At 54.1% G+C, this 16,598-nt stretch carries 14 protein-coding genes, 2 tRNA genes and 1 rRNA gene; 6 read left to right on the plus strand and 11 right to left on the minus strand.

What is annotated here, in order from left to right; translation table 11 throughout:
* Positions 1-25: 25 nt before the first annotated feature.
* From WFP70_RS20880 to WFP70_RS20890, 3 genes are all read left to right on the plus strand, one after another.
* Complete coding sequence (locus WFP70_RS20880; protein WP_337024259.1) at positions 26-925, plus strand: LysR family transcriptional regulator; 900 nt, start codon at positions 26-28, stop codon at positions 923-925.
* 45 nt (positions 926-970) lie between these two features.
* Positions 971-1,972 carry an inner membrane protein YhjD gene (yhjD, locus tag WFP70_RS20885; RefSeq protein ID WP_337024258.1) on the plus strand — a complete coding sequence of 334 codons (1,002 nt, stop codon included), beginning with the start codon at positions 971-973 and terminating at the stop codon, positions 1,970-1,972.
* Positions 1,973-2,261: 289 nt separating this feature from the next.
* Positions 2,262-3,596 (plus strand): MFS transporter, encoded by a 1,335-nt coding sequence (locus WFP70_RS20890; RefSeq protein ID WP_034820002.1) that lies wholly within the window; start codon positions 2,262-2,264, stop codon positions 3,594-3,596.
* A gap of 263 nt (positions 3,597-3,859) precedes the next feature.
* Here the strand turns inward: WFP70_RS20890 and ilvC are convergent, their stop codons facing one another.
* Positions 3,860-5,335, minus strand: a complete 1,476-nt coding sequence (gene ilvC / locus WFP70_RS20895) for a ketol-acid reductoisomerase (RefSeq protein ID WP_097119457.1) — start codon at positions 5,333-5,335, stop codon at positions 3,860-3,862.
* Positions 5,336-5,496: 161 nt separating this feature from the next.
* Here ilvC and ilvY point away from each other — a divergent pair, with 161 nt between their 5' ends.
* Positions 5,497-6,378, plus strand: a complete 882-nt coding sequence (gene ilvY / locus WFP70_RS20900; protein WP_034820008.1) for an HTH-type transcriptional activator IlvY — start codon at positions 5,497-5,499, stop codon at positions 6,376-6,378.
* Here the strand turns inward: ilvY and ilvA are convergent, their stop codons facing one another.
* From ilvA to ilvL, 6 genes are all read right to left on the minus strand, one after another.
* Positions 6,379-7,926, minus strand: a complete 1,548-nt coding sequence (gene ilvA / locus WFP70_RS20905; protein WP_097119459.1) for a threonine ammonia-lyase, biosynthetic — start codon at positions 7,924-7,926, stop codon at positions 6,379-6,381.
* A 6-nt stretch (positions 7,927-7,932) separates the two neighbouring features.
* Entirely contained in the window at positions 7,933-9,783 is a 1,851-nt protein-coding gene (gene ilvD, locus WFP70_RS20910) for a dihydroxy-acid dehydratase (RefSeq protein WP_097119460.1), read from the minus strand.
* Between the two features lie 61 nt (positions 9,784-9,844).
* Positions 9,845-10,774, minus strand: a complete 930-nt coding sequence (locus WFP70_RS20915) for a branched-chain amino acid transaminase (protein WP_034820022.1) — start codon at positions 10,772-10,774, stop codon at positions 9,845-9,847.
* 18 nt (positions 10,775-10,792) lie between these two features.
* Positions 10,793-11,050, minus strand: coding sequence for an acetolactate synthase 2 small subunit (gene ilvM / locus WFP70_RS20920; RefSeq protein ID WP_034820026.1), 258 nt, complete (start codon positions 11,048-11,050; stop codon positions 10,793-10,795).
* Positions 11,047-12,693: an acetolactate synthase 2 catalytic subunit gene (gene ilvG, locus WFP70_RS20925; protein WP_337024257.1), complete on the minus strand. Its 1,647-nt coding sequence runs from the start codon at positions 12,691-12,693 to the stop codon at positions 11,047-11,049. The genes ilvM and ilvG overlap by 4 nt, the downstream gene beginning before the upstream one ends.
* Positions 12,694-12,842: 149 nt before the next feature.
* Positions 12,843-12,941: an ilv operon leader peptide gene (gene ilvL / locus WFP70_RS20930; RefSeq protein ID WP_071531048.1), complete on the minus strand. Its 99-nt coding sequence runs from the start codon at positions 12,939-12,941 to the stop codon at positions 12,843-12,845.
* Between the two features lie 327 nt (positions 12,942-13,268).
* On the opposite strand from ilvL, the gene WFP70_RS20935 reads away from it, so the two are divergent.
* Positions 13,269-14,789: a YifB family Mg chelatase-like AAA ATPase gene (locus WFP70_RS20935; protein ID WP_337024256.1), complete on the plus strand. Its 1,521-nt coding sequence runs from the start codon at positions 13,269-13,271 to the stop codon at positions 14,787-14,789.
* A gap of 30 nt (positions 14,790-14,819) precedes the next feature.
* Here WFP70_RS20935 and WFP70_RS20940 read toward each other — a convergent pair whose 3' ends face one another.
* Positions 14,820-15,158, minus strand: a complete 339-nt coding sequence (locus tag WFP70_RS20940) for a DUF413 domain-containing protein (protein WP_034820034.1) — start codon at positions 15,156-15,158, stop codon at positions 14,820-14,822.
* Positions 15,159-15,279: 121 nt separating this feature from the next.
* Here WFP70_RS20940 and hdfR point away from each other — a divergent pair, with 121 nt between their 5' ends.
* Positions 15,280-16,101 (plus strand): HTH-type transcriptional regulator HdfR, encoded by an 822-nt coding sequence (gene hdfR / locus WFP70_RS20945; RefSeq protein WP_034820037.1) that lies wholly within the window; start codon positions 15,280-15,282, stop codon positions 16,099-16,101.
* Between the two features lie 126 nt (positions 16,102-16,227).
* On the opposite strand, the gene WFP70_RS20950 is transcribed toward hdfR, so the two are convergent.
* The 3 genes from WFP70_RS20950 to rrf all read right to left on the minus strand — a co-directional run.
* Positions 16,228-16,303: transfer RNA gene (locus tag WFP70_RS20950), tRNA-Trp, on the minus strand.
* Between the two features lie 7 nt (positions 16,304-16,310).
* Positions 16,311-16,387: transfer RNA gene (locus WFP70_RS20955), tRNA-Asp, on the minus strand.
* Positions 16,388-16,489: 102 nt separating this feature from the next.
* Positions 16,490-16,598, minus strand: a 5S ribosomal RNA gene (gene rrf / locus WFP70_RS20960); the annotation flags it as partial.

A 16,598-nucleotide genomic window follows, 5' to 3' on the forward strand; every position in this document is an offset into this window, starting at 1 on the left:
CTAACAACAACAATCGGTGAACAACATGGATAAAATTCACGCAATGCAGGTTTTTGTGCGGGTGGCAGAAATGGGCAGTTTTACCCGTGCAGCTGAAAGTCTTGGACTACCGAAAGGCAGCGTATCGCGCCAGTTACAGGCGCTGGAAAATCAAATGGGCACGCGTCTGCTGCATCGCACCACGCGACGTGTTCATCTCACCCAGGATGGGCTGGTCTACTACGATCGTTGTCTTGATCTGTTATCGATGCTCGATGACATGGACAGCCTGTTCCAGCACGATCCCGCCACCCTGAGCGGCAAGTTGCGCGTCGATATGTCGGTCGCCATGGCCACCGGATTTATCCTGCCGCGTTTGCCTGAGTTTCTGCAGCATTATCCCGGCATCGAAATTGAGCTTAGCAGCAGCGATCGCCAGGTGGATGTGATTCGTGAAGGTTTTGACTGCGTGATCCGCGTGGGCGAGCTGAAAGATTCGGGTCTGATTGCGCGAAAAATCGGATCACATGCCTTGATTAACTGCGCCAGTCCCGACTACCTTTCCCGCTTCGGCATGCCGGTGCGCCTCGAAGATCTTGCACAGCACGCGATGGTGCATTACACCCAGCAGTTGGGCCAGCCCTCTTTGGGGTTTGAATACTTTGATGGCAAGCAGTGCCATTACGTTCAGACCGGCGGCGTGGTGACGGTGAACAGCACTGAAACCTATCGTGCCGCGTGCATTGCCGGGATGGGCATTATTCAGGTGCCGGCGATTGGCGTGCAGCCACTGCTGGAATCAGGCCAGTTAGTGGAAGTGCTGCATCACTTCCCCGCCAAGCCGATGCCGATTTCGTTACTTTACCCACATCGCCGCAACGTAGCACGTCGCGTGCGGGTGTTTATGGAGTGGCTGAGTCAGGTGTTGCAGGAGTATGTGACATAAAGGGCTATAATTTTAATTTCGCAGTGAACAGGATGATTATCGTCTATGACAGACAAACCTAACCAAGAATCCACGGCTGAAAAGAAGCCGCTGATAGATATCAAGACCGGTAACAAAACCGTGGATGGCTCAATCCAGAACGTGTCGCGCTTTGCGGCCTGGTTCCAGGCCATTCCGGCGGTGGCGCATTTTATGCGCGCGCTGGATCGGTTTAACGATCGCCTCGGCAGCCAGTTTGGCGCAGCGATCACTTACTTCTCCTTCCTATCTCTGATACCGATTTTGATGGTCTCCTTTGCGGCAGTCGGTTTTGTGCTGGCGTCGAATCAGGATTTACTCACCGAGTTGATCAACAAAATCGTTAACAGCATCAGCGATCCGACGCTGGCCACTACGCTAAAGAACACCGTGAACACCGCGATTCAGCAGCGCGCGACGGTCGGGTTAACCGGTTTGCTGCTGGCGCTCTACTCTGGCATTAACTGGATGGGCAATTTGCGCGAGGCGGTGCGCGCGCAATCGCGTGATGTCTGGGAGCGTAAGCCGGACGACCAGGAGAAGCTGTGGAAGAAATACGCGCGTGATTTGGTGTCGTTGCTGGGTCTGATGCTGGCGCTGGTGATTACCCTGTCGCTGACCTCCATTGCCGGTGCCGCGCAGAATGCCATCGTTAACGCGTTGGGATTGGAGGATATCGAGTGGCTGCGCCCGGCAATGACCATCATTGCGCTGTCGATTTCCATCTTTGCCAACTATCTGTTGTTTTTGTGGATTTTCTGGATTCTGCCGCGTCATAAGCCACGTAAGAAGGCACTGTTCCGCGGCACGCTGCTGGCGGCGATTGGCTTCGAGGTGATTAAGTTTGTGATGACGCTGACGCTGCCAAAGCTGGCCACTTCGCCCTCTGGGGCAGCCTTTGGTTCAGTGCTGGGATTAATGGCGTTCTTTTACTTCTTTGCCCGTCTGACACTGTTCTGCGCCGCGTGGATAGCCACCGCAAAATACAAGGATGATAAAGAGATGCCGCAGCCGCATCAGGGCAATTAACATCGCAAAATTGTTACATTTGCCGCAACAGCTAAAAATGTTTCCTGCTGGCTATTATTCCAGCAAAAACCAGCAGGAAACGCTAAAGGGTCACTTTAATTTGGCCCTTTTGCAGAGATTCCCGCCAAAAAAGTGACACTTCCCGTTCCCATCACCCGCCGATTGCCGCAACTCAGAAATTATCCACTTTTTCGCCGAAAATGCCTGTTCTGGCGCGGGTTTTCATCATTGAATGCCGCAAAACAGGTGCGTAAGATTCTCTGTCTACATTTACAATTAAGAAACAGTCATGCAAGCCTCCATCACAGAAACACTCGACAAAAAACACGACGACACGCCCGTAAACTCACGCGGCAAAGTGGTCGTGGCATCGCTTGTCGGCACCGCGATCGAATTCTTCGATTTCTATATTTATGCCACTGCGGCCGTCATCGTCTTTCCGCATATTTTCTTCCCGCAGGGTGATGCCACCGTGGCAACGCTACAGTCGCTGGCTACGTTTGCTATCGCCTTCGTCGCGCGCCCGATTGGTTCTGCGCTGTTCGGTCACTTTGGCGACCGTGTAGGCCGTAAAGCCACCCTGGTGGCATCGCTGCTGACCATGGGCGTCTCTACCGTATTGATCGGTCTGCTGCCTGGATACCAAACCATTGGCGTTGCTGCTCCGCTGCTGCTGGCGCTGGCGCGCTTTGGTCAGGGCCTGGGTCTTGGTGGTGAATGGGGCGGCGCCGCTCTGTTAGCAACCGAAAATGCGCCAGCGAAAAAACGTGCGCTCTATGGTTCATTCCCGCAGCTTGGCGCGCCAATTGGCTTCTTCTTCGCCAACGGTACTTTCCTGTTGCTCTCCTGGCTGCTGACCGATGAGCAGTTCATGAACTGGGGCTGGCGTGTGCCGTTTATCCTTTCTGCTGTACTGGTACTGATTGGCCTGTATGTGCGCGTTTCGCTGCATGAAAGCCCGGTGTTTGCCAAAGTGCAGAAAGAGAACAAGCAGGTCAAAATGCCGATCGGTACGCTGCTGAGCAAGCATCTGACCGCTACGATTCTTGGCACCTTCATCATGCTGGCGACCTATACGCTGTTCTACATCATGACCGTGTACTCGATGAGTTACGGCACTGCACCGGCGCCAGCGGGCTTAGGCTTTTCCCGTAATAGCTTCCTGTGGATGCTGATGGTGGCGGTGATTGGCTTTGGTGTGATGGTACCGATTGCGGGCCTGCTGGCAGACCGCTATGGCCGTCGTCGCACCATGATCACCATTACTTTGTTGATCATCGCCTTCGCACTGATGTTCCCGATGCTGCTGGGTTCAGGCTCACAGATTCTGGTGATGGGCTTCCTGTTGCTGGGTCTGAGCATTATGGGCCTCACCTTTGGGCCGATGGGTGCGCTGCTGCCAGAGCTGTTCCCGACCGAAGTCCGTTATACCGGCGCTTCGTTCTCCTATAACCTGTCGTCGATTTTGGGTGCGTCTGTTGCGCCATATATTGCGACCTGGCTGAACGCCAACTACGGTTTGCAGGCGGTCGGTTTCTATCTGGCTTCAATGGCGGTACTGACGCTGATCGCGTTGATTGCCTGTAAAGAGACACGCCATCAGACGCTGTACGAAGCGGTGTGATGGTTGCAGATTGATATGATGAACCCGGCTCAGGCCGGGTTTTTTATTGAGTCGGAATTGAGATACGGGCGAATGACATGAGGGCACCGCGTTAGCGGCGCGAGGACGCCAGACCCTAAGCGGCCCCGGACTGCGTGATCGCCATGCGTTACGGCTCAATGGTGTTTTGTCGTGTCTGAGTGTGAGAAACCTATCTGATCAGGCATAAAAAAACCCCGGCAAGCCGGGGTTCTTCTTGTGCTGAAAACGGTGTCGTGCGGGGATTAGCCAGCAACCGCGATGCGTTTCATATCGGTCATGTAGCCACGCAGTTTACGGCCAACCGCTTCGATTGGGTGCTGACGTACGGCTTCGTTAACATCACGCAGCTGCGCGTTATCAACCTGAGTGCCTTCAATCGCTTTGCCCAAATCGCCCGGCTGCAGAGTGGTCATGAACTCTTTCAGCAGTGGAACTGCCGCGAAGGAGAACAGGTAGTTACCGTATTCTGCGGTATCAGAGATAACCACGTTCATTTCATACAGACGCTTACGTGCAATGGTGTTCGCAATCAGCGGCAGCTCGTGCAGTGATTCGTAGTAAGCAGACTCTTCAATGATGCCTGCATCGATCATGGTTTCGAAGGCCAGCTCAACGCCCGCTTTCACCATGGCAACCATCACAACGCCTTTGTCGTAGTACTCTTGCTCGTCGATTTTACCTTCGAACTGTGGTGCGTTCTCGAATGCAGTTGCACCGGTCTCTTCACGCCAGGTCAGCAGGTTTTTGTCGTCGTTCGCCCAGTCAGCCATCATACCGGAAGAGAATTCGCCAGAGATGATGTCATCCATGTGCTTCTGGAACAGCGGAGCCATGATGGTTTTCAGCTGCTCAGACAGTGCGTAAGCACGGATTTTCGCCGGGTTAGACAGGCGATCCATCATCAGGGTGATGCCACCGAATTTCAGTGACTCGGTGATAGTTTCCCAGCCGAATTGAATCAGTTTTTCGGTATAAGCCGCATCGTGACCTTCAGCCACCAGCTTATCGAAGCACAGCAGTGAACCGGCCTGCAGCATACCGCACAGGATAGTCTGCTCGCCCATCAGGTCAGATTTTACTTCTGCAACGAAGGAAGATTCCAGGACACCAGCACGGTCGCCGCCGGTTGCAGCAGCCCAGGCTTTAGCAATCGCCAGGCCTTCGCCTTTTGGATCGTTTTCTGGGTGAACCGCGATCAGGGTTGGCACACCAAAACCACGCTTGTACTCTTCACGCACTTCAGTACCTGGGCACTTAGGTGCAACCATCACCACGGTGATATCTTTACGGATAGTTTCACCCGATTCAACGATGTTGAAACCGTGTGAGTAGCCCAGCGCTGCGCCATCTTTCATCAGAGGCTGTACCGCTTTAACTACCGCTGAGTGCTGCTTGTCTGGCGTCAGGTTAACCACCAGATCCGCCTGTGGGATCAGCTCTTCGTAAGTACCCACTTTGAAACCGTTATCGGTCGCTTTGCGGAAAGAAGCACGCTTCTCAGCAATCGCTTCAGCACGCAGTGCATAAGCGATATCCAGACCGGAGTCACGCATGTTCAGACCCTGGTTCAGACCCTGAGCGCCACAGCCAACGATAACGACTTTCTTGCCTTTCAGGAAGCTAGCGCCATCCGCGAATTCATCGCGTGACATGAAACGACATTTGCCTAACTGCGCTAACTGGTTGCGCAGATTCAATGTGTTGAAGTAGTTAGCCATGGGTACTCCGGTTAGATGTTGTGTTTGCTTTTGTTCGGTAACGACACCGTATTCAGTGCCGCGAATGACCCCATCATATGACAGGAAATCTATTGCTTAAATTGATATATTAGCAAGGTCACATTGCAGAATTTGCAACAACACGTTGAGGTGAAACGCGCATGGATTTACGAGACCTGAAGCTCTTTCTTCATCTGGCCGAAAGCTGTCATTTTGGTCGCACCGCGCGTGCTATGCACGTCAGCCCTTCCACGCTCTCTCGCCAGATTCAGCGCCTTGAGGAAGATGTCGGTCACGCGCTGTTCCTGCGTGATAACCGCACCGTGACGCTCACTGAAGCCGGCGAGCGCCTCAAGCAATTTGCTCAGCAAACCTTGTTGCAATATCAACAGCTGCGCCACGTAATGGATCTGAACGGCCCGTCTCTCAGCGGCGAACTGCGCATTTTTTGCTCGGTGACCGCCGCTTACAGCCATTTGCCGCCGATTCTCGACCGCTTCCGTGCAGAACATCCACAGGTGGAAATCAAACTCACCACCGGCGATGCCGCCGACGCAATTGAGATGGTGCAATCTGGCGAGGCAGATTTGGCCATTGCCGGACGTCCGGAATCGCTGCCCGCCAGCATCGACTTCACACCGCTCGCCATTCTTCCGCTGGTGCTGATCGCGCCCGCGCTGCCGTGTGCGGTGCGCAGCCAGGCCACACAGGCGCAACCTGATTGGTCGCAGATTCCGTTTATCGTGCCGGAACAAGGCCCGGTGCGGCGCGGCATTGATTTGTGGTTCCGTCGCCATCGCATTCCCAATCCACAAATTTACGCCACGGTTTCCGGGCATGAGGCGATTGTCTCGATGGTGGCGCTGGGATGTGGCATTGCGCTACTGCCGGATGTGGTGCTGGAGAACAGCCCGGAGCCGGTGCGTAATCGCGTGCTGACGCTGGAGAATGTCGAGTCGGTCGCGCCGCTGGAGCTTGGCGTGTGTGTACAAAAAAAGCGGCTCGGGGAGCCGCTTATCAGTGCTTTCTGGAACCTGCTGTAGTTACTGCCCGGCGAGGAAGAAACGGAACGCCGGGTTGTTCGCTTCATCGTGCCATTCGTAGCCCAGCGCCGTGAGATGGGTTTCGAAATCCGGCTCTTGATCGTTGGCTTCGAAGGCCACCAGCACGCGACCAAAATCGGTACCGTGGCTGCGATAGTGGAACAACGAGATATTCCAGTGTGCGCCGAGCGTCTGCAGGAACTTCAGCAGCGCGCCCGGTGCTTCCGGGAACTCAAAGCTAAACAGGCGCTCGCGCAGCGGTTTCGATGGACGACCGCCGACCATGTAGCGCACGTGCAGCTTCGCCATCTCATCATCTGACAGATCCACCACCTGGTAGCCACCTTCGCTGAGCTGGCTGATGATCTCACTGCGCTCTTCCAGACCGCGCGTTAAGCGCACCCCGACGAAGATGCAGGCGTTATCGGCATCCGCATAGCGATAGTTGAACTCGGTGATCGAACGGCCACCCAGCGTCTGACAGAAACGCAGGAAACTGCCCTGCTGTTCCGGAATGGTGACCGCCAGCAACGCTTCGCGCTGTTCACCAATTTCACACCGTTCCGACACATAGCGCAGGCCGTGGAAGTTGACGTTGGCGCCCGACAAGACGTGCGCGAGGCGCTCGCCTTTGATGTCGTGCTGCTGGATGTACTTCTTCATGCCCGCCAGCGCCAGCGCACCCGAAGGTTCGGCCACCGCACGCACATCTTCAAACAGGTCTTTGACTGCCGCGCAAATGGCATCACTGTCCACGGTGATGATGTCGTCGAGATACTCTTTGCACAGGCGGAAGGTTTCGCTGCCAATGCGCTTCACCGCCACACCTTCAGCAAACAAACCGACGCGCGCCAGATCAACCGGCTCGCCCGCATCCAGTGCCGCTTTCAGGCAGGCTGAGTCTTCCGACTCTACCGCGATCACTTTGATCTGCGGCATCAGCTGTTTGATCAGCACCGCCACACCCGCCGCCAGACCGCCACCGCCGACCGGTACAAATACGCGATCGATATGCGCATCTTGTTGCAGCAGTTCCATAGCCAGCGTGCCCTGCCCGGCAATTACTGCCGGGTGGTCAAACGGTGGCACAAAGGTGTAACCCTGCTGCTCGGCCAGCTCGATGGCTTTGGCTTTTGCCTCGTCGAAGTTAGCACCAAACAGATAAACCTCACCGCCAAATGCGCGCACTGCATCAACCTTGATGTCCGCCGTGGCCACCGGCATCACAATCAATGATTTGATGCCAAGCCGACTCCCCGAAAGTGCCACACCCTGTGCGTGGTTACCGGCCGAAGCCGTAATCACGCCGCGTGCTTTTTGCTCTTCGGTCAGTCCGGCAATCATCGCATATGCCCCACGCAGCTTGAAGCTGTGCACTGCCTGGCGATCTTCACGCTTCACCAGAATGGTGTTGCCGAGACGCGATGAAATTTTTTCCATTTTCTGCAGCGGCGTCACCTGCGCAATTTCGTACACAGGCGCACGCAGCACCGCGCGCAAATACTCCGCGCCGTTAGGCGACGCGGGTAGCGGTTGAGACTCAGCCATCAGTTGTTAGCCTCCCAGCTTGGACTTATCGCGTACCGCGCCTTTATCAGCGCTGGTCGCGAGTGATGCATAAGCACGCAGCGCGAAGGAGACGGCACGTTCGCGGTTGTGCGGGGTGTAGGCCGCTTCGCCACGCGCCAACTCTTTTTCACGACGAGCGTGGATTTCGTTGTCTGGCAGATCCAGATGGATACGACGGTTCGGGATATCCAGCTCAATCATGTCGCCATCCTGGATCAGCGCAATGGTACCGCCACTCGCCGCTTCAGGTGAGATGTGACCGACAGAGAGACCGGAAGAACCGCCGGAGAAACGACCATCGGTGATCAACGCACAAGCTTTACCCAAGCCCATGGATTTCAGATAGGTGGTCGGATAAAGCATTTCCTGCATGCCCGGACCGCCTTTCGGCCCTTCGTAACGGATCACCACGCAATCGCCCGCCACAACTTTGCCGCCGAGGATCGCATCTACCGCGTCATCCTGGCTTTCGTAAACTTTGGCTGGACCTTTGAAGGTCAGCAGCTCAGCGTCAACGCTGGCGGTTTTGACGATACAACCATCTTCAGAGATGTTGCCGTACAGTACGGCCAGACCGCCATCCTGAGAGAAGGCGTGCTCACGGGTACGGATACAACCCTCTTTACGGTCATCATCGAGTGTGTCCCAACGGCAGTCTTGTGAGAAGGCCTGGGTGGTACGGATGCCGGCTGGGCCCGCGCGGAACATTTTCTTCACCGCTTCGTCTTGGGTCAGCATGATGTCGTACTGATCCAGGGTCTCACGCATGCTCTGCTGCAGAACGTTGCGCGCACTGGTATCGATCAGCCCGGCACGATCCAGCTCGCCCAGAATCGCGACAACGCCACCAGCACGGTGCACATCTTCCATGTGATATTTCGGCGTACTCGGTGCCACTTTGCACAGGTGCGGTACTTTGCGCGACAGGCGGTCGATATCTGACATGTTGAATTCGATTTCGCCTTCCTGCGCCGCTGCCAGCAGGTGCAGAACGGTGTTGGTGGAACCGCCCATGGCGATATCCAGCGTCATCGCATTCTCAAATGCCGCTTTGGTGGCGATGTTGCGTGGCAGTACGCGCTCATCATCCTGCTCGTAATACTTTTTGGTCAGGCTAACGATGCGCTTACCGGCGTTGAGGAACAGCTCTTTACGGTCGGCGTGGGTCGCCAGCAGTGAACCGTTGCCTGGCTGTGCCAGACCCAGCGCTTCGGCCAGACAGTTCATCGAGTTCGCAGTGAACATCCCTGAACAAGAACCACAGGTTGGGCACGCAGAGCGTTCGATTTTATCGCTATCTTCATCGCTGACGTTCGGGTTAGCACCCTGAATCATCGCATCAACCAGGTCCAGCTTGATGATTTTGTCAGACAGTTTGGTCTTACCGGCTTCCATCGGACCGCCGGAGACAAAGATCACCGGGATGTTGAGGCGCAGTGACGCCATCAGCATGCCGGGGGTGATTTTGTCGCAGTTAGAGATACACACCATGGCATCGGCGCAGTGCGCGTTCACCATGTACTCCACGGAATCGGCGATCAGCTCGCGCGAAGGCAGTGAATACAGCATGCCGCCATGACCCATGGCGATACCGTCATCCACCGCGATGGTGTTGAACTCTTTAGCGACACCACCGGCGGCTTCGATTTGCTCAGCCACCAGCTTGCCCATATCGCGCAAGTGCACGTGGCCCGGCACGAATTGGGTGAATGAGTTAACCACGGCGATAATCGGTTTACCGAAATCGGCGTCGGTCATTCCTGTGGCGCGCCACAGGGCGCGTGCACCCGCCATGTTACGACCATGGGTGGTGGTGGCAGAACGGTACTTAGGCATGCTCTATATACTCCAGTCTGAAATATGACGCGGGCGCAGCTGCACCCGCGTAACTGTCTTGTTATGGATTAACTTGATCCAACCAGCCGTACTTGTCTTCGGTTTCGCCAGTGAACAGGCCGAAGAATGCGCTCTGAATTTTGGTGGTCACTGGACCGCGTTTGCCCGCACCGACCTGAATGCCGTCAACGCTACGTACCGGGGTGATTTCTGCCGCAGTACCCGACATGAACACTTCATCAGCCAGATACAGAGATTCACGCGACAGCGTTTGCTCACGCACTTCGATACCCAGGTCGATCGCCAGCTTGATGATGGCGTCACGGGTGATGCCTGGCAGGGCTGAAGAAGTGAACGGCGGCGTGAATAGAATGCCATCTTTCACTTCGAACAAGTTTTCGCCAGCACCTTCTGAAATATAGCCGTTGGTGTCGAGAGCGATACCTTCCTGATAACCGTGGCGACGCGCTTCGCTGCCGACCAACAGTGAGGAGAGGTAGTTACCACCGGCTTTAGCCGCGGTTGGCAGGGTATTCGGTGCAACACGGTTCCATGAAGACACCATCGCATCGATACCGTTTTCCAGTGCTTCAGCACCCAGGTAAGCACCCCATGGGAAAGCAGCGATGATCACGTCGGTGGTGTAGCCATCTGGTGGGTTCACACCCAGGCCTACGTCGCCAACAAACGCCAATGGACGAATGTAAGCGCTTTTCAGTTTGTTCACGCGAATCACTTCGCGGCACGCTTCCATCAGCTCATCAACAGAGGCGGCGATAGGAAAACGATAGATTTTGGCGGAGTCGTGCAGACGCTGCATGTGTTCACGGTGACGGAACACCACTGGGCCTTTGTGTGAGTCGTAGCAACGTACGCCTTCAAACACTGAAGTACCGTAGTGCAGTGCGTGAGACATGACGCTGACCTTGGCATCTTCCCACTTAACCATCTCCCCGTTGAACCAAATAAAGTCTGCTTTCTTCGTACTCATTGCTATTTCCTTTGGCGACTAAGCGCGGATTTGTTGTGATGTCTGTTGCTGGATCTCGACACAGGCGACATCCATAAGTTTGCTTAACTGCGAAGACAGTAAATCGACAGAACGCTGGCTGGCAACGGTCATCTCGATATTGATGTTCTCAGCGTTGATCGCAGATGCCATGTTCATCGAGCACACCTGGAAGCCACGGTGGCGGACGACACGCAAAATGCGCTCCAATATTTCAGGGCGGAAGCGGGCTTCGATAGACAATTGATGCTGATTCATGCGGTTTTCTCCATCATGTTTGCGTTGCTGGCACCCGGCGGTACCAATGGCCAGACGTTCTCATGCTCATCGATTGAAACATGCAGGAAGTAAGGACCTTCACTGTTCAGCAGAGCATCAATTGCGGCGTCGACCTGATCTTTACGGCTAATGCGCTGGCCTGGGATATCAAATGCGCTGGCCAGCGTGAGGAAATCGGGGTTATCAGTCAGGATGGTTTCGCTGTAGCGGCCATCAAAGAACAACTGTTGCCACTGGCGCACCATGCCTAAACGTTGGTTATCCAGCAGCAGGATTTTCACCGGCAGCTTACCGCGCTTGATGGTGCCCAGTTCCTGGATATTCATCATGATTGAGCCATCACCTGACACGCAGATCACGGTGTCTTCCGGGCGAGCAACCTGCGCACCGATGGCGGCAGGCAGACCGAAGCCCATGGTGCCGAGGCCGCTGGAGGTGATGAAGTTTTCTGGCGCGGTGAAGCTCATATGCTGCGCAGCCCACATCTGATGCTGCCCAACATCGGTGGTCACCACGGCGCTGTCTGCTTTACGATCGGAGAGCTGTTTCAGCAGCAGCGGCGCGTAAATGGCCTCGCCTGGATGATCGTAATTCCAGTCAAACTCGGCTTTCATCGCTTTAACTTCGGTGCGCCAGCCCTCAATCTGCATCGGCATACTCAACGCAGGCAGCACCTGGTTCAAATCACCTTGCAACGAAACGTGCGCACGACGCAATTTGTTCAACTCGGCCGGATCGATATCGATATGAATGACGTTCGCATGCGGGGCGAAGGTGTCTAACTTGCCGGTGACGCGGTCGTCGAAACGCGCGCCAACGGCAATCAGTAAATCGCAGGATTGCACGGCAAGGTTGGCAGCTTTGGTGCCGTGCATACCCAACATGCCAAGATAGAGATCGCTGCTGGCGTCTGCGCTTCCCAGGCCTTTCAACGTGGACACCGTTGGGATGCCGGTTGCTTCAGCCATGGCACGTAATGCAGGCACCGCTTGTGCCATGCCAACACCGCCGCCGATATACAGCATTGGCTTATGCGACTGTGCCATTAATGCGCGGGCTTCCGCGATATGCTCTGGCGAATGACTGATCGCCTCTTCAACCGGCAACAGGTGTGGGGTTAAATCGGCACTAGCAATTTGGATGTCTTTCGGGATATCCACCAGAACCGGACCGGGACGGCCAGACTGGGCGATGGCAAAGGCTTCGGCCATCACGGAAGGCAAATCTTCGAGGGATTCAACCAGGAAACTGTGCTTGGTGCAGGCTAATGACAGGCCGAGAACGTCGATTTCCTGGAAGGCATCGGTGCCGATGAACGCAGATGAAACCTGACCGGTGATCGCGACAACTGGGATGGAATCCATAAACGCATCTGCTAAACCGGTGATCAGGTTAGTGGCGCCGGGACCGGAAGTGGCAATACACACGCCAGTTTTACCGGTGGCACGGGCATAACCAATTGCCGCCATCACTGCACCTTGCTCATGACGACACAGTAGGTGTTCCACGCCGCCATCGTAGAGCGCATCGTACACTGGCATGATTGCGCCGCCAGGATAGCCAAACACTGTGTCGACACTCTGCGCGCGTAAAGCCTGAACTACCCACTGTGCACCTGTCATCGTTATTCTCCTGTATTCCTGGTGGAACAACAGAACTTTATGCTACTGCTCATAATCTGTTCCTCGCTGATTCGCTGATATTTAGCCAGGTCGAAAAAAAACCCCCGGACCTTTCGGTGCGGGGGTTTTTGGAATTCCGGGCTTGATTTTTAAGCCTTTCTTTCTCCAAGCGATGCCCCGCACGGTGGGATAATAATCACCACCACGCTAATCACGACTAGGCTAATCACTTGTAGAAGGGCTTTCATGTGTTGTCTGTTTTTTCGATTGTTCGAAGTAATACCTACAGAGTTACCATAGTTATCTACGCGTTGACAATTATTTTCATAATGTTTTTTTATGACGTAAGCAATCGGCTCGGGTTATCGCCTTGTAAGTTAAAGGTTATTTTTAGATGTGAATATTTTTCATTACGCACACTGCGAAACCTCTCTGTTAATTCTGCGATATCGACCTCAACTGCGGCGAAAACATTGTAAAAACCGCCGATTCACTGGAATCCGGCGCTGATGTTTTTTAATCGCATTCGCAATCTGAATTTACTCCTCGCATGATGAAGACAACAAGGAGTGGTTATGTCTTTATCAAAGGTTCTCACTCGCGCGGCGCTCGGCGTACAGGCGCCATTGGTAACGGTTGAGGTGCATATCAGCAAGGGGTTGCCCGCTTTAACGCTGGTTGGCTTGCCTGAAACCACGGTGAAGGAAGCGCGGGAACGGGTACGCAGTGCCATTATCAATAGCGGATTCACCTTCCCGGCGAAACGCGTCACCATCAATTTGGCTCCTGCCGATCTGCCAAAAGAAGGTGGGCGCTACGACCTTCCCATCGCCATTGCGATTCTCGCGGCCTCAGAGCAGCTTCCTGACGCGAAACTGGCGCACTATGAGTTCCTGGGGGAGTTAGCACTGAACGGCGCGCTCTGTGGCGTTCAGGCCTCTATTCCAGCAGCAATGGCCGCTTTGCAAGCCGGCAGGCAGATGGTGTTAGCTGAAGAGAATCAACAGGATGTCGGATTGATCCAACAAGGGGAAACGCTCGTCGGTAAACATCTGCTCGAGATCTGCGCTTTCCTGCATAACCAGTCGACACTCACCGTTGCGTATTCTCAACCTGAGGCGCTGCAACAGGAAAGCCAGGACCTCAGCGAAATCATCGGTCAGGAACAAGGACGTCGCGCCCTGGAGATCACCGCCGCTGGCGGGCATAACCTGTTACTGCTTGGACCGCCCGGCACAGGGAAAACCATGCTGGCGACCCGCCTGCCTGGCATTATGCCGCCCTTAGACGATCAGGAAGCGCTGGAGTGCGCAGCGATTAATAGCCTGGTCAGCAGCCGAAACCTCCATCATCAGTGGCGCAGAAGGCCATTCAGAGCACCTCATCACAGCGCTTCGCTGTATGCATTAGTGGGAGGAGGAGCAATCCCCCGGCCTGGTGAGATCTCTCTGGCGCACAATGGCGTCCTGTTTCTGGATGAACTCCCGGAGTTTGACCGCAAGGTACTGGATGCATTACGCGAGCCCATTGAATCCGGCGAGATTGCGATTTCCCGTACACGCGCCAAAGTCACTTATCCAGCGCGCTTTCAGTTAATTGGCGCCATGAACCCCAGCCCTACCGGGCATTATCAAGGCAGTCATAATCGATGCACGCCGCAACAGGTGCTGCGCTATTTGAGCCGGCTCTCAGGTCCGTTTCTTGATCGCTTTGATCTGTCTCTGGAAATCCCGTTGCTACCCAGTGGAACCTTAAGTCAAAAACAGGAAGTCAGTGAGAGCAGCGAGACGGTACTTAAACGCGTCCTTGCTGCTCGTCAGAGGCAAATTGAGCGAGCAGGCAAAATAAACGCGCATTTATCTAATCCGGAGATTGCCCAGTGCTGTGTACTGAGACAGGACGATGCTATATGGCTGGAAGCTGTATTGAATTCGCTGGGTCTTTCTGTGCGCGCGTGGCAACGCATTTTGAAAGTCGCCAGGACGATTGCCGACTTGGCAGGGGAGGAGACGATTTCACGACAGCATTTGCAGGAGGCGGTGGGTTATCGCAGCATTGACCGGTTGCTAATCTTTCTGCACAACAGTCTGGAATAAAAAACGGGGCTTTAGAAGCCCCGCTATTTTTTAATCATCGCTATCGCTAAAGTCTTCCACAGTGTCCATCTGCGGCTTACCGCCAGACAATGTGTGGAAACGCTTAGGACGCTTAATACGTGCGGTATATTTCGACCAGACACGTTCAGCTTCCGTTTGCGGCTCACGCAGACCACGACATACTTCTAAAAACGAACGCTCTTCTTCAGTCGCTGGTTCACGCTTGGCGAGGTCCAGTTCATTGAAGGCGTAACCGTGGCGTTCCAGAAGCTGAGCTTCTTTAATGGTGAAATCACCATGACGTGAAAAACCACGAGGATAATGTTTGTTATCAAAGAAACGATTTGTTGTTGCGAAGCTATCCGCCATTTTACACGCTCCCGACTCTCTTATGGCCGTGCTATTTATGGCGCGGAGTATTAGATAGGCTTGACAGAGTGTAAAACAAAACATTTAAATCAGTACGACAAACATTTTTTGGGAGAATGCTGTGGATACGGAATTACTGAAAACTTTCCTCGAAGTGAGCAGAACACGCCATTTCGGGCGTGCTGCTGAAGCGCTTTACCTCACGCAATCTGCCGTTAGTTTTCGCATTCGTCAGCTGGAAAATCAGTTGGGAGTCAACCTTTTCACCCGTCATCGAAATAATATTCGGCTGACTTCTGCGGGTGAGCGTTTATTACCCTATGCAGAGAGCCTGATGAGTACCTGGCTGATGGCTAAAAAGGAAGTTTCACATACACAACAGCATCATGAGCTATCGATAGGTGCCAGCGCGTCGTTGTGGGAAGCTTATCTAACCCCTTGGTTAAAAACGCTTTATGAGAATCGTGAAAGTCTTCACCTTGAAGCACGTATCGCACAACGGCATTTGCTGGTAAAGCAATTACATGAGCGTCAGTTGGACCTTTTAATCACCACCGAAGCGCCCAAAATGGATGAATTAACCAGCCAACAGATTGGTCATATTTCACTCGCGCTCTTCCGCGCACGTAAGACTGAGAAACGTGAAAAATATGATTACATTAAACTGGAATGGGGTGCGGATTTTCATCAACATGAAAGTTATTTATCCAGTGATGATGTGCCAGTATTGACCACAACTTCAGCGCATGTGACACGTGAATTACTCCACACTACCGGCGCCTGCGCGTTTTTACCGGATTCATGGCACAGCATTTATAGTGATTTGATGGTTATTCCAGATACACCCGTTGCCGTTCGTCCACTCTATGCGGTGTGGCTGCAGAATAGCGATCAACAAGCACATATTCGTCAGCTGCTTAAATTTCCAGTATTGACGCAATAAAGCAGAAATTGAGAGGGGTTTGAGTGTCGCGCAGTGAAACTCAAACCCTTTTCACTGACGAATTTATGAGGTAAATGCCAAATTTTGGACAAAAAAAATCCTTTGCCGAAGCAAAGGATTGTTTTCTGGCAGGGGCGGAGGGACTCGAACCCCCAACACCCGGTTTTGGAGACCGGTGCTCTACCAATTGAACTACGCCCCTAAAAGGGTGGCGGAACGGACGGGGCTCGAACCCGCGACCCCCTGCGTGACAGGCAGGTATTCTAACCAACTGAACTACCGCTCCACCGATTCTGTACCAAAATCAGAAAACCGTTCTGACTTCGGGTGTTTCGCCCTTTCAGTGTCACCTGAAAGGTCACGACTCACGAATGAGTCTTAAATTGATGCCTGGCAGTTCCCTACTCTCGCATGGGGAGGCCCCACACTACCATCGGCGCTACGGCGTTTCACTTCTGAGTTCGGCATGGGGTCAGGTGGGACCACCGCGCTACAGC

The organism is Pantoea sp. USMM079 (assembly GCF_037153115.1).
Taxonomy (GTDB): Bacteria; Pseudomonadota; Gammaproteobacteria; order Enterobacterales; family Enterobacteriaceae; genus Pantoea; species Pantoea communis.